Consider the following 23,144-nt stretch of genomic DNA (forward strand, 5'->3'; position numbering starts at 1 on the left):
GCGGGGCTCAGCCCTTCTGGTTGCGCTTGGCGAGCGTGCGCAGGCGAAGGGCGTTCAGCTTGATAAAGCCGGCAGCATCCTTCTGGTCATAGGCGCCCTGGTCGTCCTCGAAGGTGACGAGCTTGTCGGAATAGAGCGACTTGTCGCTCTCACGGCCGATGACCATGACATTGCCCTTGTAGAGCTTCAGCGTCACTTCGCCTTCGACATGTTCCTGGCTCTTGTCGATGAGGGCCTGGAGCATTTCGCGTTCCGGCGAGAACCAGAAGCCGTAATAGATGAGCTCGGCATAGCGCGGCATGATCTCGTCCTTGAGATGCGCGGCGCCACGGTCGAGCGTGATCGATTCCATCGCACGGTGCGCAGCTAGAAGGATCGTACCGCCGGGCGTTTCGTAGACGCCGCGCGACTTCATGCCGACGAAGCGGTTTTCCACGAGGTCGAGACGGCCGATGCCGTTGTCGCGGCCATAGTTGTTAAGCTCGGCGAGCAGCGTGGCCGGGCTCATCTCGACGCCGTTGATGGAGCAGGCATCGCCCTTGCGGAAGCCGACCTTGATGGTGGTCGCCTTGTCCGGTGCGGCTTCCGGCGAAATCGTGCGCATATGCACGTATTCGGGGGCTTCCTGTGCCGGGTCTTCGAGAACTTTGCCTTCTGACGACGAGTGCAGCAGGTTGGCATCGACGGAGAAGGGAGCCTCGCCCTTCTTGTCCTTGGCAACCGGGATCTGGTTCTGTTCGGCAAAGGCCAGCAGATCGGTGCGGCTCTTGAACGACCAGTCGCGCCACGGCGCGATGATCTTGATATCGGGGTTCAGGGCGTAAGCCGAAAGCTCGAAGCGAACCTGGTCGTTGCCCTTGCCGGTTGCGCCATGGGCAATCGCATCTGCGCCGGTCTTTTTCGCGATCTCGATCAGGTGCTTGGAGATCAGCGGACGGGCAATCGAGGTGCCGAGCAGATAGACGCCTTCATAGACGGCATTGGCGCGGAACATCGGGAAGACGAAATCGCGCACGAACTCCTCGCGCACGTCCTCGATGAAGATTTCCTTGATGCCGAGCATCTCGGCCTTCTTGCGCGCCGGCTCCAGTTCCTCGCCCTGGCCGAGATCGGCCGTGAAGGTGACGACTTCAGCGCCGAGCTCGGTCTGCAGCCATTTCAGGATGATGGAGGTGTCGAGACCGCCGGAATAGGCGAGAACGACCTTTTTCACGTCTTTGGGAAGCGCCATGTCGATAGTTCCGTTTGATGAACAAGGGTTCTGACTATCCGAACCCGGAATGGCGGCACTTTTAGCCGGTTTCGCGTGCTGTGCAAGGCCACTGCGCGATTTCAGGCACGGCAGGCGCGAACCCCATTTTCTTATTTTACTTTTACGTGTATATCTTCGTTCCTCAATCATTAGGTGCATATTTCAACGCTTTTGGGAGGACTTCAGATGTCAGATTTCACAGACAACCTCGTCGCACAGGCCATGCACGAATATGAGAAATTCGAGAACGGCAAGGGACGTGAGACCGATGATCCGTTCTGCCAGTATGTCGGCAACTACTGGAGCGTGGGTCTGAAGAACTCCCACATTGATGGGCGCACGACCTATCAGGATTCCAAGGGCAAGTCCTACCGTCCGGCATGGTCATCCGCCTTTATCAGCTATGTCGTTCGCTGCGCCGGCGCGACGGAGTCCCAGTTTCTGTTCAGCGAGGGACATATCCATTACGTCGTTGACGCGATTCGGGACGCGGCAGCCCACAACACGACGGTCGCCTATCTTGGCCGTGATCCGAGGGTCTACGTGCCGAAAGTGGGCGACCTAATCAATGCGGGGCGCGGCAGCGCCGCCGATGTGACTTATGCCACCGTGCTTCAAGCCTACGGGCCCGAGGCTGCGCCAAAAGGCAATTTCATGCCCTCACATTCGGATATCGTTGTCGAAGTCGATCCACAGAAGGGCAAACTCGTTACGATCGGAGGAAATGTCGCGGTCGATACGGTGGGCCGAAAGGTGTGGCAACTCGATCAGGCCGGGCGGCTCGCCAAGGGCGCGACGCTGATTTCCGTGCTGGAATGCATGTTGTGAGCGAACCCCGCCAGCGCACCTGCGCCGCAGTTCAGCGTTTGACAGCGGAGACAAACGGGACATAGTGCGCCTGCAATGATGCCCATCTTGCAGGAGACTCATGCATGACCAATCACCCTGTCTTCAAGCCCGGCAACACAGCCGTTATCACGGGGGCGGCGTCCGGCATAGGCCTTGCCGCCGCGAAAGCCTTTGCGGGGCTCGGGCTGAACGTCGTGCTGGCCGATCTGGCGGGCGAACGGCTGGAGAAGGCGACAGCGGAGGTCGTCGCCGTATCGCCGCGCGGCGCGGACGCCGTGCTGGCGGTTGCGACCGATGTCAGCCGTCTGGAGGATGTCGAGGCGCTGGCGGAGGCTGCAACCAAGCGGTTCGGCGCGATCCATGTTGCGATGAACAATGCTGGCATCCAGCCGGGCTCCTCGCTTTTCGGGCCGTTTGAAAACTGGCAGCGCGTGCTCGACGTCAATCTCGGCGGCGTCATTCATGGCTCGCGCGTCTTCGGCAAGGCGCTGCTTTCGCATGGCGAACCGGCGATCATCATTAATACCGGCTCCAAGCAGGGCATCACCACGCCGCCCGGCGACCCGGCCTATAATGTCGCCAAGGCCGGCGTGAAGGCGTTGACGGAAGCGCTGGAGCATGAACTTCGCAATACCGAAGGCGGCAAGGTCAGCGCGCACCTGCTGATCCCGGGTTTCGTTTACACTGCATTGACCGCCAATGGCCGCACGGAAAAGCCGGCTGGCGCCTGGACGCCCGAGCAGACGGTGGATTTCATGATGGAAAGCCTGGCGACGGGCGATTTCTATATTCTCTGCCCTGACAACGATGTCAGCCGCAAGTTGGATGAGAAGCGCATCGAATGGGCGGCGCATGACATCATCGACAACCGCCCGCCGCTGTCGCGCTGGCACAAGGACCATGCGCCCGCCTTTGCCGCATTCCTCAAGTCGAACGGACTGTGATGCCGATGACCTTCATCCCCGATCTCGATACGCTGATCACCTTCACGCTCGCCGGTCTTCTCCTGAGCCTCACGCCCGGCCCGGACATGACGCTGCAGATCAGCCGCTCGCTGCGCGACGGACCGGTGGCCGCCTTGGGCGTGATTGTCGGCACGAATATCGGGCTTTGCGTCCACACGACGCTGGTGGCGCTCGGCGTTTCCGCGCTTATCGTCGCCTCGCCGATGGCCTTTCTGGTCCTGAAGATCGGCGGGGCCGCCTATCTGCTCTGGCTTGCCGTGCAGGCGGTCTTCAAAGGTTCGACCTTCCAGCTGGATGACAATCCGGATGCGCCGAAGCGTGGTTCCTTCACCTCCGGCCTTTTGAACGGCCTGTGGGTCAACATGCTCAATCCCAAGGTCATCATCTTCTTCATGACCTTCCTGCCGCAATTCGTGAAGGCGTCCGATCCGCATGTGACGGGCAAGCTCTTCTTCCTCGGCTTCTATTTCATCCTCATCGGCCTGCCCGTCGCCTTCGGCGTGGTCTTCGGCGCGCATGGTCTGGCCGGGTGGCTGAAAGCGAACCGGAAAGTGCTGCGGGGGCTGGATTATACTTTCGGCGGCGTCTTCTCGGCTTTCGCGGTCAAGATCCTGATGACGCAGGCGCGTTGACACACACGCTTTTCATTTTGCGCGCGAGGGGGTAGGGTCTGGCCGAATTCGGGCGGGAGCGTTCCATGATATTGACGAACAAGCGGATTCTGCTGATCGTTGCCGGTGGCATCGCCGCCTACAAGAGCCTGGACCTCATCCGCCGCTTTCGCGAGCAGGGGGCCAATGTGCGCTCGATCATGACGGCCGGCGCGCAGGAATTCGTGACAACGCTCGCCGTCGGTGCGCTCTCCGCCTCCCATGTTTATACCGATCTCTTCTCCCGCGAGGACGAGCAGGATGTCGGCCATATAAGGCTCGCGCGCGATTGCGATCTGATTGTCGTGGCCCCCGCCACTGCCGATCTGATGGCGAAGATGGCGAACGGGCTGGCAGACGATCTTGCCTCCACCGTGCTGCTCGCCACCGACAAGCCGGTTCTGGTTGCCCCTGCCATGAACCCGAAAATGTGGTCGGCCAAGGCGACTGAGCGCAATGTCGCGACGCTGAAAGCCGATGGCATCCATTTCATCGGTCCGGAGCGCGGCGAAATGGCCGAAAGCGGAGAGTCGGGGCTTGGCCGCATGAGCGAGCCGATGCAGATCCTGCAGGCGGCGACGCTTCTTCTGGATGGAAACCCGAAGCCGCTGCTGGGTCGCAAGGCGATCGTGACCTCCGGCCCGACGCATGAGCCGATCGACCCGGTGCGCTATATCGCCAACCGTTCTTCGGGCAAGCAGGGTCATGCGATTGCGGCGGCATTGGCGGCGCTCGGTGCAGAAGTCACGCTGGTCTCCGGCCCCGTGACCATTCCCGATCCGCTGGGTGTCCGCACGATCCATGTCGAGCGCGCCGAGGAGATGCGCGATGCCGTACTGGCCGCCCTTCCGGCAGATATCGCCGTCATGGTGGCCGCCGTTGCCGACTGGCGCGTTGCCTCATCGGCTGGCGAGAAGATCAAGAAGCAGCCCGGCGAAGCGCCCGCGCCCCTGCATCTCGTTGAAAACCCGGATATCCTGAAGACCATCGGCCATCACGCCATGCGGCCGAAACTGGTCTGCGGCTTTGCCGCCGAAACGCAGAGCGTGATCGAAAACGCCCGCAAGAAACTGGAGACAAAAGGCGCGGACGTGATCGTCGCCAATGATGTCAGCGCCGAAACCGGCATCATGGGCGGCGAGCGCAATTCCGTGCGCGTGATCAGCCGCGACGGCGTCGATGTCTGGCCGGACATGCCGAAGGGCGAAGTGGCTGAAAAACTGGCGGAAAAGATCGCGTCCTACTTCGCAACCAGCTGAAGCTCCGGCACGCGGCGCTCATAAAGCCAGCCGCCGAAGGGCTGGACGGCAATTTCGTGACCTTCGATGACGACGACGCTGCCGTCCGGGATCGCCACCCAGGCATCGCGGTCATCGTTGAGCGGCTCTGAAACGAGGCAGTGTCCGCGTCCGAGCGGCGCGGAATAGAGCGTCGGCGCCTTGCGATCGGATGCATAGCGCACTGCGTAGAGACGCGCGCCATCGGAAAAGGCGGCGGTGAAGCGAATGACAGTCTCGAAGCCGAGCCGGTCGGCCTCGCTTTCCACATGCTTCAACATGGTCTCGATCGCCGTGACCGGATCGCGTTCGAGACCGAAATGCAGCGCCAGAAGAAAAAGCAGTTCGGAATCCGTCGTGCCGACGCGGGCGGAATAGAGCCGGTCGCAGAGCTGTGCCTCCAGGGGGCGGCGCAGGCGCTCGAAGCCGGAGACCTGTCCGTTATGCATGAAGGACCAGCGGCCGTGAACGAAGGGATGGCAATTGTCGCGCCGCGTGCCGCCGCCGGTCGCTGCCCGCACATGGGCGAGAAACAGGCTGGAGCGGATCTGCCGGGCAAGAGACTTGAGATTGCAGTCGGACCAGGCGGGCAGGATATCCCGGAAGAGGCCGGGTTCCGGCCGGTCGCCGTACCAGGCGATGCCGAACCCGTCGCCATTGGTCGAGGTTTTGGCCTCGGTCGCGTGATGCGATTGCTCGATCAGCGAATGGGTCTGGGAGGAAACGATATGCTCAAGATAGATCGGTTCACCGCTATAGGCAGCCCAACGACACATGTAAAAACGTCCACAAAAACAAGGCGTCGACTCTTTTGATCGACGGAAGCACTCATGATCCCGAAACATGGGTAAAATTGTGTTAACAATACAGTCACAAATGGTTTCCAGCCGAAAGACTGGATGAGGCGTAAAGCGGAATTTTGTGAACACTGAGTTGATGGGCGTTCCATTTGGCTGAAATGCCCACACACGCTATCTTGTGCACGAAAAGAGGCGTTCGTTCAGTTTTGTTGAACGCCTTCGACATTCGAGAGCCGAGGCGCGTGCTTCGGACTGGGAAAGGATCAAAAACATGTCCATACGTCCCGTAAAGCATGAAAGCGTTGCCGTGCCCGCCCGTGAAGGGGCCGGCGTTCATCTCCATCGCGTCTTCGGCTTCGGCGATCCGTCGCTGACCGACCCGTTCCTGATGATGGACGATTTCCGCAATGACGACCCGGCGAAGTACCTCAAGGGTTTCCCCTGGCATCCGCATCGTGGCATCGAGACGATTACTTACGTTCTGGCAGGCTCCGTCGAGCATGGCGACAGCCTCGGCAACCGCGGCACGCTGGGGGCTGGCGACGTGCAATGGATGACGGCCGGCTCCGGCATCATGCACCAGGAAATGCCGCGCGGCGATTTCGCCGGCAAGATGCATGGCTTCCAGCTCTGGGCCAACCTGCCGTCTTCGATGAAGATGACCAGCCCGCGCTATCAGGATGTGAAATCGGCCGATATCCCGGTCGTCGTCGATGACGACGGCACGGCGGCGCGTATCATCACGGGCGAGTTCTGGGGGAAGAAAGGTCCGGTCGACGGCATCGCCGCAGAGCCCGTCTATCTCGACATCTCGGTGCCGCCGGGCAAGCGCAAGACCTTCAAGGTCGACACCTATCGCAAGGCCTTCGCCTATATCTTCGCCGGCTCCGGCACGTTCCGCGATGCCTCGACGCCCATCGGCGTGAAGGTGGAGAAGGAATTCAACGGGGAGGAGCTGAACATCCGCGACATGAGCGGCAACCGCACGCTCGTCGTCTTCGACACCGGCGATGAGGTGACCGTGCAGGCCGGCGATCAGGGCATCCGCTTCCTGCTGGTCTCCGGCAAGCCGATCGAGGAACCGGTTGCCTGGCACGGCCCGATTGTGATGAACTCGCGCGAGGAACTGATGAAGGCCTTCGAGGAACTGCAGACGGGGCAGTTCATCAAGGAAGGCGCGGTGTTTGCGTGAGGTTTCCCTCGCACTCCGTCATGCCGGACTAGATCCGGCATCCTTCCAGCCCGCGTCTGCGGGCTGGAAGGACTGATTTCATCAAGGGAGTCTCTCGCGCGATAGACATCGCGCACTGGATCCCGGATCAAGTCCGGGATGACGGAGGAGAGGGTTGCGCGCCCGCAAAACACTCATGAACGCAAAACCCCGCCCGGTTTGCACCGAGCGGGGTTTTTATTTTCAAACTCAACCAGCCTTATGCCGCTTCCTTCGGGGCCATCGCGCCCGTCATTAGCGCCACGGCATCCGACATCGTGTATTCCTTCGGATTGATCACCGTGAGGCGTTTGCCCAGCCGGTGGATGTGGATGCGGTCGGCGACCTCGAACACATGCGGCATGTTGTGGGAGATCAGAACGATCGGCAGGCCGCGCGAGCGGACGTCGAGGATGAGCTCGAGAACGCGACGCGATTCCTTCACACCAAGGGCAGCGGTGGGTTCGTCCATGATGACGACCTTGGAGCCGAAGGCTGCGGCACGCGCCACGGCAACGCCCTGACGCTGGCCGCCGGAGAGCGTTTCCACCGCCTGGTTGATGTTCTGGATTGTCATCAGGCCGAGCTCGGAGAGCTTTTCGCGGGCAACGCGCTGCATTTCCTTGTGGTCGAGCAGGCGAAGCACATTGCCGAGCGGTCCCTTGCGGCGGATTTCGCGGCCGAGGAACATGTTGTCGGCAATCGACAGGGCCGGCGAGAGCGCGAGGTTCTGGTACACCGTTTCGATACCGGCTTCGCGCGCCTGCATCGGCGAGGTGAACTGCACCTTCTGCCCGTCGAGATGGATCTCGCCATCGTCCGGCGTCACGGCGCCCGAAAGCGCCTTGATGAGCGAGGACTTGCCGGCGCCGTTATCGCCGATGACGGCGAGGATTTCGCCCGGATAGAGGTCGAAATCGGCGTTGTCGAGCGCGGTCACGCGACCATAGCGCTTGACGAGACCACGGGCCTTGAGAATGGGTTCCTGAGACATTAGCCAGCCACCTTTCTGATCCACTGGTCAACGGCAACAGCCGTGATGATGAGAACACCGGTCAGGAAGACCTTCCACTGCGGGTCTGCACCCAGCATATTGAGACCCATCGAGACGACGCCGACGATCATGGCGCCGATCAGCGTGCCGAGGATAGAGCCGCGTCCGCCGAAGAGCGAGATGCCGCCGATCACGGCTGCTGTGATGGATTGCAGGTTATATTCGGTCACGGCCGAAGAGGGCGAGATCGAGCCGTTACGGCCGATGGAGACCCAGGCGGCGAGCGCCGCGATGATGCCGGCGAGCATGTAGGTCGACATCAGAACGCGCTTGGTACGGATACCCGCGAGTTCCGCTGCGTCCGCGTCGTCGCCGACTGCATAGAGGTGGCGGCCCCAGGCCGTGTGGTTGAGCGCGATCCAGAGACCGATCACAAGCACGACCATCATGACCACGCCGAAGGTGAAGACCGCACCGCCAACCGAAAAGCTCTTGCCGAAGAAGTGTAGGAACTCGGCATTGGCCGTGATGTCCGCGTCGCGGATCGTCGCGTTGTTGGAATAGATGAAGTTCGTCGCCATGACGATGTACCAGGTGCCGAGCGTCACGATGAAGGGCGGCAATCGCATATAGGCGACCAGGAAGCCGTTCAACAGGCCGGCAACCGCGCCCACGGCAAAGCCGATGCCGATCGCAATCGGGGCCGGAAGCCCGTAGACCACGGCGCAATTGCCCATGATGACGGTCGATATGACCATGACCACGCCGATCGACAGATCGATGCCCGCGACCAGAACGACGAGCGTCTGGCCGGCGCCAAGAATACCGACGATGGCGATCTGCTGAAGGATCAGCGTCATGGTGTAGGTTGAGAAGAAGCGTTCGCCCTTCAGCACACCAAAGATGATGATGGCCGCCACGAGAACAATGGCGGGAACCGCAGCCGGCGTCGAATGCAGGAAATGCTGCAGGCGCTGGATGGGTGTATGTTGTTTGAAGCTGGCGACATTCTTGTCGCTCTGCTCGATGACTTTTTCGAATTCCTGCATCGCTGCCATGGCGAATTATCCTCCCCTTTTTGTCCGGAGCTGTCTTCGCTTGTTGGTGGGAATGCGCATATGGCTTGCATCAAGCCGGGGCGCCCCCCGCTCTTCTTTATCAGCAGTTCCGGAAGCGGAAGCGTGACACACTTCGATCGGAATTGCTCGATTTCTTTTCCAGTCAATCCGGCAGGCGACACCGCGCCGGCACCGCCGGGATTGCCTTAATGAAAAGGGCGGCCGGAACCGCCCTTTCCCTCATTCCATGAAATTGCCGTCAAAGACCGGGCATCAGCCCCAGCACTTCGCCAGGCCTTCCTTGACGCTGATCGAGGGAACGCCCTTGGCCGGCTTGTCGGTCACGAGGTTCACGCCGGTGTCGAAGAAGTTCTTGCCGTCCGTCGCCTTCGGCTTGGTGCCGTCCTTGGCGAAAGCGGCAATGGCTTCGATGCCCTTGGAGGCCATCAGGAGCGGGTACTGCTGCGAGGTCGCGCCAATCTGGCCGTCCTGAACAGCCTTGACGCCCGGGCAACCGCCGTCAACCGACACGATCAGCACGTCCTTTTCCTTGCCGACAGCCTTCAGGGCCTGGTAGGCGCCAACAGCGGCCGGCTCGTTGATCGTGTGGATCACGTTGATGTCCGGATCCTTCTGGAGAAGGTTTTCCATGGCGGTGCGGCCGCCTTCTTCGTTACCGTTGGTGACGTCATGGCCAACGATGCGCGGGTCGGTTTCGTCGCCGATCTTGTTCGGGTCCTTCGGGTCGATACCGAAGCCGATCATGAAGCCCTGGTCGCGCATGACGTCAACGGACGGCTGCGACGGGGTCAGGTCGAGGAAGCCGACCTTGGCGTCCTTCACCTTGTCGCCGAGCGTTGCCTTGGCCCATTCGCCGATGAGCTTGCCGGCCTGCAGGTTGTCGGTGGCGAACGTCATGTCGGCAGCGCTGATCGGCTCAAGCGGCGTGTCGAGCGCGATGACGAGAAGACCGGCGTCGCGCGCCTTCTTGACCGAGGGAACGATCGCCTTGGTGTCGGAAGCGGTGATCAGAATACCCTTGGCGCCATCGGCGATGCAGGATTCGATCGCAGCAACCTGGCTTTCGCTGTCGCCGTCGATCTTGCCGGCATAGGTCTTGAGGTTGATGCCGAGTTCCTTCGCCTTGGCCGTCGCGCCTTCCTTCATCTTGACGAAGAAGGGGTTCGTGTCGGTCTTGGTGATGAGGCAGGCGGATGTGCCGGCGGCCATGGCCGGAGCGCTGAAGGCAACGCCGAGCGCAAGCGCGCCGACGGCGGCAGAAATGTTGAGCTTTTTCATATTGTTCCTCCCGAGAACAAAAGTGCCTTGCGGCAGTTGAATGGCCTCCCCGCCATGATCGTGGTCCCGCAGGAGGCCTGGCCGATCCATGGGCGGGATGCTGACATCAAAGCTCTAAAAAAAGCACTTGTCAATAAATAAATCGAATTGAATTATTAAAAAATATCTGGCAGGCTCTGAGCCGCTGACTATGCCAACGGGAGGAGGCATCGGCCATGACCACTCAAAAAGCACCGGAATCGGGTGACGGCGAAGCCGCACGAATTGTGATCCCTTCGGGCGGCGCAAATCAGGTGCGGGTGAGAGCCTATAACGAACGTCTTGTCCTGTCACTCGTGCGAAGTCACGAGGCGCTGTCCAAGGCGGATATCGCGCGCGCGTCGGGTCTTTCGGCCCAGACTGTGTCCGTCATCATGCGCGCGCTCGAAAAGGACGGATTGCTGATCAAGGGCGAACCCGTGCGCGGCAAGGTCGGCCAGCCATCGGTGCCGATGTCGCTCAATCCGGAAGGCGTTTTTGCCTTCGGCCTGAAAATCGGCCGCCGCAGTGCCGATATGATTCTCATGGATTTCGTCGGCGGCGTCCGCGCCAAGCTCCGGCGCATCTACGCCTATCCCACGCCGCATGAAATCTTGGCCTTCGTCAAGGAAAGCCTGGTTTCACTGGAAGCCTTGATGAGTGGAGTGCAGCTTTCGCGGCTCGCCGGTCTCGGCGTCGCGGCTCCGTTCGAGCTCTGGAACTGGGCCGACAATGTCGGCGCGCCGCAAGGGGAAATGGACGCCTGGCGCGATTTCGATCTGCGCGCCGAGATCCAGGCCCTGACATCCTATCCGGTCTATCTGCAGAACGACGCGACAAGCGCTTGTGGTGCCGAACTCATGTTCGGACGCGGCAAAGCCTATACCGATTATGTCTATTACTTCGTCGGCACCTTCATTGGCGGCGGCATCGTGCTGAATTCCTCGGTCTTTACCGGCCGCACGGGCACCGCCGGCGCAATCGGTCCGCTGCCCGTGCGCGACGAAAACGGCAAGACGCGACAGCTGATCGGCGTCGCCTCCATCTTCGTGCTGGAAAACCTGCTGAAAGAACGCGGCATCGATCCCCGCCCGCTTTGGTATTCGGCCTCGGGCTGGACGGATTGGGGCGAACCGCTTGACCGCTGGATCTCGATGAGCGCCGAGGCTCTGGCGCAGGCGATCATCGCCGCCGCCTCCATCATCGATTTCCCCGCAGCCATCATAGACGGCGGATTTCCGGAATGGGTGCGCACACGTCTGGTCTCGGCCACACGCGCGGCGCTCGAGCGTTACGATCTTCAGGGGATCATCGTCCCCGATATCATAGAGGGGCTGGTAGGGGATCAGGCGCGCGCCATCGGCGCGGCGAGCCTGCCGCTGTTTGCCCGTTATCTCACCGACCAGAATGTCTTGTTCAAGGAGTTGTCCAGTGCTGAAGGGGATTGATCCTATCCTGAGTCCGGAATTGTTGTTCACGCTGCGTGCGATGGGCCACACGGACGAAATCGCCATCGTCGATGGCAATTATCCGGGGCTGGAACATGCCCGCCGGCTGGTGCGCACCGACGGCCACGGCGTTATTCCGGTGCTCAATGCCATTCTCTCCGTGATGCCGGTCGACGACTTCGTGCCGGAAGCCATCTTCCGCGCGATTCCGCGCGGCGACATGGAAGCGCTCGACCCGGTGCATGAGGAAATGGTTGCCTGCTGTGCCATCCACGAACCGAAACTGAAGGTCGTGCCGCTGGCTCCGGCCGATTTCTATAACCGCGTGCGCGCCGCCCACACGGTCGTCCAGACCAGCGAACCGCGCCTCTATGGCAATATCATCCTGCGCAAGGGCGTCATCTACCCTTGAGCGGATCAGGCAATCGCTGAAACGAAAAATGCCCGGGCGATGTCGCCCGGGCATTTGCGTCTGGAGAGGTCGCTGCCGATCAGGCGGCGTAGGCCTGTCGCTGCTCTTGTTTCAGCCGGAACTGGCTGATAAGCTGCATCAGATGGTCGCCCTCATGCGCCAGCTGCTGAGACACGGCGTTGGCCTCTTCCACCATCGCGGCATTCGCCTGCGTCATCTGGTCCATCTGGTTGACTGCGGTGTTGACCTCCTGCAGGCCCGCAGATTGGTCGTGCGCGGCCTGGGCGATCATCTGAACATGTTCGTAAAGCTGCGCGATGCGGGTGGAAATATCGCTCAGCGCCTCGCCGGTGCGCTGGACGTGGCGCACACCGGTCGTCACTTCATGCGTTGCCGTATCGATCAGGCTCTTGATCTCGTTGGCCGCACCGGCTGAGCGCTGGGCAAGCTCGCGCACTTCCTGCGCGACGACAGCGAAACCCTTGCCGGCTTCACCAGCGCGCGCCGCCTCGATACCGGCATTGAGCGCCAGAAGGTTGGTCTGGAAGGCGATGTCTTCGATCACGTCGATGATCTGCTCGATCTTGCGCGAGGCCTCTTCGATCCGGGTCATCGCATCGACGGCGTCGGCAACGATCTCGGAGGAGGCTTCGGCATTCTTGCGGGTATCCCGCACGATGGTGTTGGCTTCTCCCGCGCGGCTTGCCGTTTGGCGCACCGTAACCGTGATTTCGTCCACGGCAGCGGCCGTCTGTTCCAGCGAGGCCGCCTGCGTTTCGGTGCGGCGCGACAGCTCGTCGGCCGAAGCGCGCATTGCATTGCCATTGGCTTGGATGTTGCGCGCATCCTGACGGATCTGTGCCAGCGTCTCGTTCAGTCGCTCCAGCGAACCGTTGAAGTCCTGGCGGAGCTGATCGAGCCCGCCGCTGAAGGGGGTGGAAATGGCGCAGGTCAGGTCCCCGTCGGAAAGCTGGCGCAGCGATTGCGCGAGCTGGCGGACGGCAAAGTCGATCTGTTCCTGGCTCGCCTGCTTTTCGGCGTCGTTGCGGCGGCGCTCTGCCTCTGCGGCCAGACGCTGTTCTTCGCTCACGTTTTCGACTCGGAGCTTTTCCAGCGCATTGGCCTTGAAGATGCCGAGCGCGCGGGCCATGTCGCCGATTTCGTCGCGGCGATTGTCGCCCTGGATCGACGTATCGAGCACGCCTTCGGCAAGTCGGCGCATGGCGCTGGTGATCTGCCCGATCGGCCTGCGGAAGATCAGGATGAGACCGATGCCGGCCAGGATGGCGATGATGATGCCCGCAACCACGACGCTGATCGAGATGCTGTTGGCTGACATGCTCTCAGCCTTGGCCTGATCCTTCTGCTGGTCGGCAAATTGTGACAGCAGGCTCCAGGTCTGGTCGATCTGAGTGGCAGCGGCCGAAAACTCGGTGTTTTTCCGGTTGAAGATGTCCAGAAGAGCTGCGGCGCTGTCGGAAAACTTGTCCAGCACCGGCTTGATGCCGTCTGCCATGGCCTTGAATGAGGCGTCATCCGGAGCCGTGGCGCCGATATCGTCCAGCGTCTTGCCGAAGAGATAGATGTCCGACTGTGTCGTCGCCAGTTGTTCCTTGGTCGGAGCAGCCGTCAGCTTTGCGATACCGATTTCGATATTGCTGCGCGCCGTCATCAGTGCCGCGATCTTGCGGTTCATCGAGTTGGCCAGCGTGATGCCCTTGTCCGCATTTGTCAGCTCGATGACTGCCTTGTGCATCATGTCGCTGGCCATCTTGTTCATCTGGGCAGACAGGAAGAGAAGATCGGCGCCTGCGGTGCTCGCTGCACCCTCGCCGGCCTGATTGTCTTCCTTCAGTTTCTTCAGCGTGGCGTTCAGCGTGACAGCCAGTTCCTTCTTGTCGGCAGGCAGAGATCCGGCGAGCCTGTTGAGGTCGGGATCGGCCCGCACGGCGTCGATTGCTGCCAGGCGTTCGTTTGCATCTGCCGAGTTGTTGAGCTTGGAAAGGAGATCGGACAGCTTGCGGCCCTGTGAATCGATATCGACGCTGGCTTTCAACTCGGCCTTTTGCGCGTTCTGAATGCGCGTTGCATCGGCGACAAGCTTGAACACCGTCTTTGAGGCGGCATTCTGCACATCGTCCATGCTCTTGAAGTTCTGGGCAATGTCGGCAAGAACCCCGGTGCGCTGCTGCTCCAGCTTCCACAGCCCGTTATTGTTTTCGGCGATTTTGTCCGTCTGGGTCAGGGCCTGATCCAGCAGCGAGACATCGGTCTGCCCCTGAAGGGTCGCCACCACCTCCGCAAGGCGCGCCTTCTGTTGCGCGACATCCTCGGCTGCCTTGTCGAATTTTGCCCTCACCGGTTCACGGAGGAAGCCGCTGATGCTGGCGAAGACCTGCTTGTAGCCGTTCATCGACTGCAAGACGACGTTCGAAATCTCGATCCGCCCGCGCAGTATTTCGTTGGAATAGAGGCTGACGAAACCGACCAGCAGGATGCTGAGCACAAAGGGTGTCACCATCAGGAAGATCTTGGTTTGGATGCGGAAGCGGGAAAGCAGGCCGTCGATATTCATTCGGAATGATCCACACAATGGGGGCGGGGTGTTTGGGACCGACTGTAAGCAAGGCGGGTAAGCGATCTGTTAAGGTTACCTCGCGAAATCCAGCAAGTGTCTGAAACTTCGGTCGGCCTGCCCAGCGGTCAGACGTTCAGGCTTTGGCGGTTTTCTGTACGGTGCGGGGTGCGGGGTGAGGGCTGATCCGGAGACATGTCCGCGCACAAGTCGCCGTCGAGCCAATGGTGCTTGCTCTCCATCGCTCAAATCAACGCGTCCGGCGCGAGAGCCGCACCGTGACGGGACAGGAGTGACCGGAAGACGGTATCAGTTGCGGGCCAGGCGTCGCCGCACGGTTTCGATCAGTGTCAGCACGAAGACATCTGCCGCAATCCCGAAGTTGAACAGTAGAACAGCTTCGGTAAGCAGCAGCCATCTGGCGCCACCTGAAACAAGAGCGGCCGCGCCGAACGCGATGAAGATCAGCATGGCGATGAGCGTATAGGCGGCGACTGAACGCAATTGTACGGCAATCAATCCCATTGCGATGGATGTCGCTGCAATCATTGCCATCTCCTCTCAAAGCGAAAGCTCTTTGAAGCCGAGATTAGAACCCGGCTTCTGAAGAAATGCCTAACGCCTCGTCCCATTTGTATCCGGTGTCGTGCTGAAACGGCACAGCGCCGGATACGATCTTCCCCCAAGGTGAAGATTACCACGCCGGGCTTGCGCCTGTCATGCGCGATCAGACCAGGCCAACAAGCGCGTTGGCTGTGGTTCCCGCCGCGGCGATCTTTGTGGCGCGCACCGGAAGAACCGCTCCGGCCGGCACATTGGTGAAGATAACCGCCGCCCCGGACGCAAGTGTGGCGGCGATGTCGCCACCAACGCCGCAATAGAGCGCGCGAATGGTCTCGGCGAGACTGGTGGTGTCGCTGGGTGTGATGGGGAATGCGTGGGATGCCGGCCCGGCGAGAGAGGGCGCATTGTCTGCAAATCGGTCTGCCATGATGAAGCCTTTCCTGATGGTTGTGGAAGGGCCGTATTGTGAGCCTGCGTGATGGAGCGGGGAAAATGAAGGACCGGTTCTGCTGAAAGAGGTCACCCTCTCTTTTGCCAAGTCTTTGGAAACGCAGGTGCGGGGGCGATGGGGCGGATGGAAAAAACCGGAAGCGTCACTTTTCCCGTCCCCGGTGCTTTCCCCGTTGAAACAGGAGGTGTGCGCTTTGCGCACTGCGTCCGAGCGTGTATTTCTTGAGGTCATGAGCAATCTCTTCGATGCCGATTCGGCGACAAATCTCTACGAATATTCGGTTTCGGAACTCTCCGGATCGATCAAGCGCACGGTCGAAAATGCCTTCGACCATGTGCGCCTGCGCGGCGAGATTTCAGGCTACAGAGGGCCGCATTCGTCGGGTCACGCCTATTTCAGCCTGAAGGACGATCGCGCTCGCATCGATGCCGTCATCTGGAAGGGCAGTTTCTCCAAGCTGCGGTTCCGGCCGGAAGAGGGCATGGAAGTGATCGCGACCGGCAAGGTCACCACCTTTCCCGGCTCGTCAAAATACCAGATCGTCATCGAAAACCTCGAACCGGCCGGTGCCGGTGCGCTGATGGCGCTCATCGAGGAGCGTAAGCGCAAGCTTGCCGCCGAAGGCTTGTTCGACGAGGGGCGCAAGCAATTGCTGCCCTACATGCCGAAGGTCATCGGGGTCGTGACCTCCCCGACCGGCGCCGTCATCCGCGATATCCTGCATCGGATCTCCGACCGTTTTCCCGTCCATGTCATCGTCTGGCCGGTGAAGGTTCAGGGCGAGGGCTCCGGCGACGAAGTGGCGAATGCCATTCGCGGCTTCAATGCGCTGGAAGAGGGTGGCCCGATCGCGAGGCCCGATCTTTTGATCGTCGCCCGCGGCGGCGGCTCGCTCGAAGACCTCTGGAGCTTCAACGACGAGGCTGTCGTTCGTGCAGCTGCAGAGAGCGAAATCCCGCTGATCTCGGCCGTCGGCCACGAGACCGACTGGACGCTCATTGACTATGCCGCCGACGTCCGCGCGCCCACGCCCACAGGCGCTGCCGAAATGGCGGTGCCGGTGAAGGCTGATCTGGAGGCGCAGGTGGCCACTCTTTCGGCACGGCTCAAGGCCGCCGTGACGCGCCAGATGGAGGCGAACCGGCAATCGGTCCGCGCCCTCGTTCGCGCGCTCCCGTCGCTCGACCAATTGCTGGCGCTGCCGCAGCAGCGGCTCGATCGTGCCGCCTCCAGCCTTGGCCGCGGATTGGAACTCAACACACTGAACAAGCGCCGCACTTTCGACACGGCCGCCGGCAAGCTGCGCCCTGACATGCTGGCGAACCGCATTGCCGAGCGGCGGCAGATGCTGGATCAGCGCATGGCGCGCGCCGAGCGCTCTGTGGAACGGCTTGTCGACCGCAGCCGCTCACGGGTCCACCGGGCGGATGCGGCGCTGTCAGGTCTTCCCGGGCGACTTGCGCATGAAATCGGTCGCTCAGGCGATCGGCTCAAGGGGCTGGCACTTCGTGCGGATACGGCACTTTCGACCCGGCTTTCACGCGAACGCTCGGCACTGGCAGCGCATGAGCGCATGCTGCTGTCGCTGTCCTACAAGAATGTGCTGAAACGCGGTTACGCAGTGATACGCGATGAGAAGGATGCAGTTTTGTCGTCCGCGGCGGCTGTTTACGAGGGGCAGGGGCTTTCCATCGAGTTTGCCGATGGACGGATTTCGGCCACCGCTGGCGATGGCGGACCCGTTCCCGCGCGGCCGAAGAAAGGCGAAAAGCCCGCCCCGGTGAAAAAGCCGGAGCAGGGCTCACTTTTCTAATTTCTGACCGAGAAATCGCGAGATCAGATTCGTCCCATCAGCAGAAGGACGATGACGATCACCAGGACCAGGCCGATACCACCCGACGGGCCATAGCCCCAGCCGCGCGAGTGAGGCCAGCTCGGGATAGCACCGAGCAGCAGCAGAACCAGAATGATCAGCAGGATTGTACCCATCTCGAAACTCCTCTCCGAAACTCTTGGCGGAAGGAGAACGAATGTTCGCTGGCGAGCCTTCCGCGGGAAGAAGAAGTCCTTCTTCCTTGCGGGGTCTAACGCGAGCGCATGCTAAAATGTTCCGGGTACGGCAACCGCACCCGGAACGGCGCGCCAAAGCTCAGGCGCCTGCGCTATAGGCGGCAATCGCGGCCATGTTGACGATGTCGCTGTCCTTGGCTCCGATCGGGACGATCTGGACCGATTTTTCAAGCCCCACCAGGATCGGACCGATGACGGTCGAGCCGCCTAGCTCCTGCAGCATCTTGGTCGAGATCGAGGCCGAGTGGAACGCCGGCATGACGAGGACGTTGGCCGTTCCTGACAGACGGCAGAACGGATATTGCTCCATCACCTTCGGATTGAGCGCCACATCGGCAGCCATCTCGCCGTCATATTCGAAATCGACACGACGGCGATCAAGGATCTTCACCGCTTCGATGACGCGATCCGAACGTTCACCGGAGGGATGACCGAATGTGGAATAGGCGAGCATGGCGACGCGGGGTTCGTAGCCCAGCCGCCGGGCCATGCCGGCGGCTTCCTCGGCGATATCGGCCAGTTGCTCCGAATTCGGCATGTCGTGGACGGCCGTGTCGGCAACCAGAACCGTGCGGCCACGGGCGAGCACGATGGAGACGCCGATCATGCGGTGGCCGCTTCTGACATCGATGCAGCGCTTCACGTCTTCGAGAACGGTGGAATAGTTGCGCGTCGTGCCCGAGACCATGCCGTCCGCATCGCCGAGCGCCACCATGCAGGCAGCGAAGTGGTTGCGGTCGTTGTTGATGAGGCGCTGGACGTCGCGATAGAGATAACCCTGCCGCTGAAGCCGTGCATAGAGATAGTCCGTATAGGCCTCGTTGCGGGTCGAAAGGCGGGCATTGACAATTTCGATGCCAGGCCGGTTGAGATCAACGCCGGCCTTTTCCGCTGTCTCGCGCATCTGCTCCTCGCGGCCGAGCAGAATGGCCGTGCCAAGCTGCTGGTTCACATAGGAGAGAGCGGCGCGCATGACCTGCTCCTCCTCGCCCTCGGCGAAGACGACGCGCTTCGGATTGCGCCGAACATATTGATAAAGCCGCTGCAGGGTCGAGGCGATGGGGTCGCGCCGCGCATTCAGTTCGCGGGCATAAGCCTCCAGATCGAGGATCGGTTTGCGGGCGACGCCGGATTCCATCGCAGCCTTGGCGACGGCAACCGGGATGGCCGAGATGAGGCGCGGGTCGAAGGGCACAGGAATGATATATTGTGGCCCGAAGCGCGGACGGTTGCCCTGATAGGCGGCGGCCACATCGTCCGGCACATCGGCGCGGGCGAGATCGGCGAGCGCATTGGCAGCCGCAATCTTCATGTCGTCGTTGATGGTCGAGGCGCGGACATCGAGCGCACCGCGGAAAATGTAAGGGAAGCCCAACACATTGTTGACCTGGTTCGGATAGTCCGAACGGCCGGTCGCGACAATCGCATCGCCACGCAGCCGTGCGACATCTTCCGGCGCGACCTCCGGATCGGGGTTCGCCATCGCGAAGATGATCGGGTTCGCCGCCATGGAAAGAACCATCTCATCCGTCAGCGCGCCCTTACTGGAAAGCCCGAAGAAGACATCGGCCCCGACCATCGCTTCCTTCAGCGAACGGCGGTCCGTCTTCACCGCATGGGCCGACTTCCACTGGTTCATGCCCTCGGTGCGACCCTGATAGATCACGCCTTTCGTGTCGCAGAGCGTGACGTTTTCCGGCGCAAAGCCCATGGATTTGATGAGTTCGATACAGGCAATCGCCGCAGCGCCCGCGCCATTGCAGACGAGCTTCGTGGTCTTGAAGTCGCGCCCCGTCAGCGCCAGCGCGTTGATGAGACCGGCGGCCGCAATGATCGCCGTGCCGTGCTGGTCGTCATGGAAAACCGGGATGTCCATGATCTCGCGCAGCCGCTGCTCGATGATGAAGCATTCCGGCGCCTTGATGTCTTCCAGATTGATGCCGCCGAAGGAGGGGCCGAGGAAGCGGACGCAGTTGATGAACTCATCCGGGTCTTCGGTATCGACTTCGAGGTCGATGGAATCGACATCGGCAAAGCGCTTGAAGAGGACCGACTTGCCCTCCATCACCGGCTTCGACGCCAGCGCGCCGAGATTGCCGAGGCCGAGGATGGCCGTGCCGTTGGAAATGACCGCAACCATGTTGCCGCGTGTCGTATAATCATAGGCGCGCGACGGATCGTCGGCGATGGCCTTCACCGGAACGGCAACGCCCGGCGAATAGGCGAGCGACAGGTCGCGCTGCGTCGCCATCGGTTTGGTCGGTGCGATTTCGAGCTTGCCGGGGCGTCCGCGCGCGTGAAAATCGAGCGCTTCCTGTTCCGTGACGGACGCGAGATTGCGCGTGCCCTTGTTCCCGCTCTTATCGTTGCCGGCCATGTTTCCTCACCTTTTTACGCTGGCGGCCTTGTGGCCCCCTCTCCATTATCATTTATAGTTCGCCGACCCGACGTCCGACCTTGAAGACCAACCCTCCTACCATGGTGGCCACCATTTCCGATCATCGTCAAACCGTGCTCACCGCAGAATTACTGGCATCGGAGGAGAGCCGTCAATCGGCCACGCCGATGATGGAGCAATATATCGAGATCAAGGCCAACAATCCGGGCTCGCTGCTTTTCTACCGGATGGGCGATTTCTACGAGCTGTTCTTCGAAGACGCCGTGGACGCCTCACGGGCGCTCGGCATCACGCTCACCAAGCGCGGCCAGCATATGGGCCTCGACATTCCAATGTGCGGCGTGCCGATCCATGCGGCCGACGACTATCTGCAAAAGCTGATTTCGCTCGGCTTCCGCGTTGCCGTCTGCGAACAGGTTGAGGACCCGGCGGAGGCGAAGAAGCGCGGCTCGAAATCCGTCGTTCGGCGCGATGTGGTCCGGCTCGTGACGCCGGGCACGCTGACCGAAGAAAAGCTGCTCTCGCCGTCCGAATCCAACTATCTGATGGCGCTTGCCCGCATCAAGAGTGGGTCAGAGCCAGCTTACGCTCTGGCCTGGATCGACATTTCGACCGGTGTGTTTCGCCTTGCCGAAACCGCGCGCGAGCGCATGCTCGCCGATATTCTGCGCATCGACCCGAAGGAACTGATCCTCGCCGATCAGGTCTTTCACGATCCTGATCTTCGCCCGGTCATGGATGTGCTCGGCCGCACTGCCGTTCCCCAACCGCAGGTATTGTTCGACAGCGCGACCGCCGAAAACCGTCTCGCCCGCTATTTCGATGTCGGAACGCTGGACGGGTTCGGGACCTTTACCCGCGCCGAGATTGCCGCTGCCGCCGCCGCCGTCGCCTATGTCGAGAAGACGCAGATCGATGCCCGTCCGCCGCTTGGCCGCCCGGAGCGCGAAAGCAGCGCCTCGACGCTCTTCATCGACCCGGCGACCCGCGCCAATCTGGAGCTTGCCCGCACGCTGTCCGGTAGCCGCGATGGCTCACTCCTGAAAGCCATCGACCGGACCGTCACCGGCGGCGGCGCGCGCCTGCTCGCCGAACGGCTGATGTCGCCGCTAACGGATCCGGACGCCATCAACTTGCGGCTCGACAGTGTCGCCTGGCTGATGGATGCCACCACGCTCACCGATGATCTGCGCGACGATCTCAAGCACGCGCCCGACATGACCCGCGCTTTGTCACGTCTGGCGCTCGGGCGCGGCGGCCCGCGCGATCTCGGCGCATTGAGGCAGGGCTTGCAGGCGTCGCGCATGATCGCCGCCCGGCTGGAACGGGAAATCCTGCCGCCGGAGCTTCTGGATGCGCAGAACGCGCTTCAGCAATTGCCGGTCGATCTCGCTGCCGAGCTGGAAGCCGTGCTCGGCGATGAACTGCCGCTTTTGAAGCGCGATGGCGGTTTCGTGCGCGCAGGCGCGATCGCCGAACTTGATGAGGTCCGCGCGCTGCGTGACCAGTCGCGGCAGGTGATTGCCGGGCTGCAGCTCGATTACATCGAGGAAACCGGCATCAAGTCGCTGAAGATCAAATATAACAATGTTCTCGGCTATTTCATCGAGGTGACGGCGGGCAATGCCGGCGCGATGACGGACACGAACGAGGGCCGCGCGCGCTTCATCCATCGCCAGACGATGGCGAATGCGATGCGCTTCACGACGACGGAACTGGCCGAGCTTGAAAGCAAGATCGCCAATGCCGCCGACCGGGCGCTCACGCTGGAACTGGGAGCCTTCGACGCTCTGACGACGCGCGTCGTGTCGCATGCCGAAGCGATCAAGGCGGCGGCGCGGGCGCTCTCGATCATCGATGTCTCGGCGGGTCTCGCCACGTTGGCCGGTGAACAGGGCTATTGCCGCCCCATGGTGGACGACAGCAACGCCTTTGCCATCGTCGCCGGCCGCCATCCGGTGGTCGAGCAGGCGCTGCGCCGGCAATCGGCCGAACCCTTCGTCGCCAACGATTGCGATCTGTCGCCGCCGAAGGGCGCGAAGGACGGCGCGATCTGGCTGCTGACCGGTCCCAACATGGGCGGGAAGTCGACCTTCCTCCGGCAGGCGGCGCTGATTGCCATCATGGCGCAGATGGGCTCCTTCGTACCCGCCGGTTCGGCGCGGATCGGCGTGGTCGATCGCCTATTTTCCCGCGTCGGCGCCTCAGACGATCTGGCCCGCGGCCGCTCCACCTTCATGGTCGAGATGGTTGAAACCGCTGCAATCCTCAATCAGGCCACCGAGCGCTCGCTGGTCATCCTTGACGAAATCGGACGCGGCACGGCGACCTTCGACGGCCTTTCCATCGCATGGGCGGCGGTCGAGCACCTGCATGAAGTCAACCGCTGCCGGGGCCTCTTCGCCACGCATTTCCATGAATTGACCGTGCTGTCGGAAAAGCTCGACCGCTTGTCCAACGCGACGATGAAGGTGCGCGAATGGAAGGGCGAGGTGATCTTCCTGCATGAGGCGGGACCGGGTGCGGCCGACCGCTCCTACGGCATTCAGGTCGCCCGCCTCGCCGGATTGCCTGCCGCCGTGGTTGCCCGCGCGAAGGACGTGCTGGCAAGGCTCGAAGACACCGCGCGGAAATCGCCGGCGAGCCAACTCATTGACGACCTGCCACTGTTCAAGGTTGCTGCCAAGCAGGTCGAGGAAAGCCGTGCTGCCGGACCGTCAAAGGTCGAGGAGGCGCTGGCCGCACTCGATCCGGATGAAATGACGCCGCGCGAAGCGCTGGACGCCCTGTACGCGTTGAAGAAAGAACTTCGCAAGGCTTGAGCGCTATACCTGTCACTCCGACATAAAAACGC

General features: G+C 61.6%; 19 protein-coding genes. 9 read left to right on the top strand and 10 right to left on the bottom strand.

Features of this window, described 5'->3' with window-relative positions; genetic code table 11:
- Positions 1 to 7: 7 nt before the first annotated feature.
- Entirely contained in the window at positions 8 to 1,231 is a 1,224-nt protein-coding gene (locus LQK83_RS20455) for an argininosuccinate synthase (protein ID WP_230839339.1), read from the bottom strand.
- 207 nt (positions 1,232 to 1,438) lie between these two features.
- Between LQK83_RS20455 and LQK83_RS20460 the strand changes: the two genes are divergently transcribed.
- The 4 genes from LQK83_RS20460 (at position 1,439) to coaBC (ending at position 4,975) form a co-directional block, all read left to right on the top strand.
- On the top strand, positions 1,439 to 2,080 hold the full coding sequence (locus LQK83_RS20460) for a DUF2272 domain-containing protein (protein ID WP_230839340.1): 642 nt from the start codon (positions 1,439 to 1,441) through the stop codon (positions 2,078 to 2,080).
- Between the two features lie 104 nt (positions 2,081 to 2,184).
- Positions 2,185 to 3,045 (top strand): SDR family NAD(P)-dependent oxidoreductase, encoded by an 861-nt coding sequence (locus tag LQK83_RS20465; protein ID WP_230839341.1) that lies wholly within the window; start codon positions 2,185 to 2,187, stop codon positions 3,043 to 3,045.
- 5 nt (positions 3,046 to 3,050) lie between these two features.
- A complete protein-coding gene (locus tag LQK83_RS20470; protein WP_230839398.1) occupies positions 3,051 to 3,698 on the top strand; it encodes a LysE family translocator in 648 nt (215 codons plus the stop codon).
- 65 nt (positions 3,699 to 3,763) lie between these two features.
- On the top strand, positions 3,764 to 4,975 hold the full coding sequence (coaBC, locus tag LQK83_RS20475; protein WP_230839342.1) for a bifunctional phosphopantothenoylcysteine decarboxylase/phosphopantothenate--cysteine ligase CoaBC: 1,212 nt from the start codon (positions 3,764 to 3,766) through the stop codon (positions 4,973 to 4,975).
- Here the strand turns inward: coaBC and LQK83_RS20480 are convergent.
- Positions 4,957 to 5,769: a class II glutamine amidotransferase gene (locus tag LQK83_RS20480; protein WP_230839343.1), complete on the bottom strand. Its 813-nt coding sequence runs from the start codon at positions 5,767 to 5,769 to the stop codon at positions 4,957 to 4,959. The genes coaBC and LQK83_RS20480 overlap by 19 nt on opposite strands.
- A 295-nt stretch (positions 5,770 to 6,064) precedes the next feature.
- On the opposite strand from LQK83_RS20480, the gene LQK83_RS20485 reads away from it, so the two are divergent.
- Positions 6,065 to 6,985 carry a pirin family protein gene (locus tag LQK83_RS20485; RefSeq protein ID WP_230839344.1) on the top strand — a complete coding sequence of 307 codons (921 nt, stop codon included), beginning with the start codon at positions 6,065 to 6,067 and terminating at the stop codon, positions 6,983 to 6,985.
- Between the two features lie 238 nt (positions 6,986 to 7,223).
- Here LQK83_RS20485 and LQK83_RS20490 read toward each other — a convergent pair whose 3' ends face one another.
- The 3 genes from LQK83_RS20490 to LQK83_RS20500 all read right to left on the bottom strand — a co-directional run bounded on the left by LQK83_RS20490 (position 7,224) and on the right by LQK83_RS20500 (position 10,354).
- Positions 7,224 to 7,997 (bottom strand): ATP-binding cassette domain-containing protein, encoded by a 774-nt coding sequence (locus tag LQK83_RS20490; protein WP_230839345.1) that lies wholly within the window; start codon positions 7,995 to 7,997, stop codon positions 7,224 to 7,226.
- Positions 7,997 to 9,055: an ABC transporter permease gene (locus LQK83_RS20495; RefSeq protein WP_230839346.1), complete on the bottom strand. Its 1,059-nt coding sequence runs from the start codon at positions 9,053 to 9,055 to the stop codon at positions 7,997 to 7,999. The genes LQK83_RS20490 and LQK83_RS20495 overlap by 1 nt, the downstream gene beginning before the upstream one ends.
- A 273-nt stretch (positions 9,056 to 9,328) precedes the next feature.
- The gene (locus LQK83_RS20500) at positions 9,329 to 10,354 is read right to left on the bottom strand and encodes a sugar ABC transporter substrate-binding protein (protein WP_230839347.1); all 1,026 of its coding nucleotides are present in this window, start codon (positions 10,352 to 10,354) and stop codon (positions 9,329 to 9,331) included.
- A 215-nt stretch (positions 10,355 to 10,569) separates the two neighbouring features.
- Between LQK83_RS20500 and LQK83_RS20505 the strand changes: the two genes are divergently transcribed.
- Positions 10,570 to 11,820, top strand: a complete 1,251-nt coding sequence (locus LQK83_RS20505; protein WP_230839348.1) for an ROK family transcriptional regulator — start codon at positions 10,570 to 10,572, stop codon at positions 11,818 to 11,820.
- Positions 11,804 to 12,232 (top strand): RbsD/FucU family protein, encoded by a 429-nt coding sequence (locus tag LQK83_RS20510; protein WP_230839349.1) that lies wholly within the window; start codon positions 11,804 to 11,806, stop codon positions 12,230 to 12,232. Before LQK83_RS20505 ends, LQK83_RS20510 begins: the two co-directional genes overlap by 17 nt.
- A 79-nt stretch (positions 12,233 to 12,311) precedes the next feature.
- On the opposite strand, the gene LQK83_RS20515 is transcribed toward LQK83_RS20510, so the two are convergent.
- The 3 genes from LQK83_RS20515 to LQK83_RS20525 form a co-directional block, all read right to left on the bottom strand.
- Positions 12,312 to 14,807, bottom strand: a complete 2,496-nt coding sequence (locus tag LQK83_RS20515; RefSeq protein ID WP_230839350.1) for a methyl-accepting chemotaxis protein — start codon at positions 14,805 to 14,807, stop codon at positions 12,312 to 12,314.
- A 309-nt stretch (positions 14,808 to 15,116) separates the two neighbouring features.
- Complete coding sequence (locus LQK83_RS20520; RefSeq protein WP_230839351.1) at positions 15,117 to 15,356, bottom strand: hypothetical protein; 240 nt, start codon at positions 15,354 to 15,356, stop codon at positions 15,117 to 15,119.
- A gap of 178 nt (positions 15,357 to 15,534) precedes the next feature.
- Complete coding sequence (locus LQK83_RS20525) at positions 15,535 to 15,798, bottom strand: spike base protein, RCAP_Rcc01079 family (protein ID WP_230839352.1); 264 nt, start codon at positions 15,796 to 15,798, stop codon at positions 15,535 to 15,537.
- Between the two features lie 253 nt (positions 15,799 to 16,051).
- On the opposite strand from LQK83_RS20525, the gene xseA reads away from it, so the two are divergent.
- The gene (xseA, locus tag LQK83_RS20530) at positions 16,052 to 17,635 is read left to right on the top strand and encodes an exodeoxyribonuclease VII large subunit (protein ID WP_230839399.1); all 1,584 of its coding nucleotides are present in this window, start codon (positions 16,052 to 16,054) and stop codon (positions 17,633 to 17,635) included.
- A 23-nt stretch (positions 17,636 to 17,658) separates the two neighbouring features.
- Here xseA and LQK83_RS20535 read toward each other — a convergent pair whose 3' ends face one another.
- Positions 17,659 to 17,811 carry a DUF3309 family protein gene (locus LQK83_RS20535; protein ID WP_230839353.1) on the bottom strand — a complete coding sequence of 51 codons (153 nt, stop codon included), beginning with the start codon at positions 17,809 to 17,811 and terminating at the stop codon, positions 17,659 to 17,661.
- A gap of 160 nt (positions 17,812 to 17,971) precedes the next feature.
- The gene (locus LQK83_RS20540) at positions 17,972 to 20,269 is read right to left on the bottom strand and encodes an NADP-dependent malic enzyme (RefSeq protein WP_230839354.1); all 2,298 of its coding nucleotides are present in this window, start codon (positions 20,267 to 20,269) and stop codon (positions 17,972 to 17,974) included.
- A gap of 101 nt (positions 20,270 to 20,370) precedes the next feature.
- On the opposite strand from LQK83_RS20540, the gene mutS reads away from it, so the two are divergent.
- Complete coding sequence (gene mutS, locus LQK83_RS20545; protein WP_230839355.1) at positions 20,371 to 23,112, top strand: DNA mismatch repair protein MutS; 2,742 nt, start codon at positions 20,371 to 20,373, stop codon at positions 23,110 to 23,112.
- Positions 23,113 to 23,144 lie beyond the last annotated feature (32 nt).

It is taken from the genome of Rhizobium sp. C1, assembly GCF_021026335.1.
Lineage (GTDB): Bacteria > Pseudomonadota > Alphaproteobacteria > Rhizobiales > Rhizobiaceae > Ensifer_A.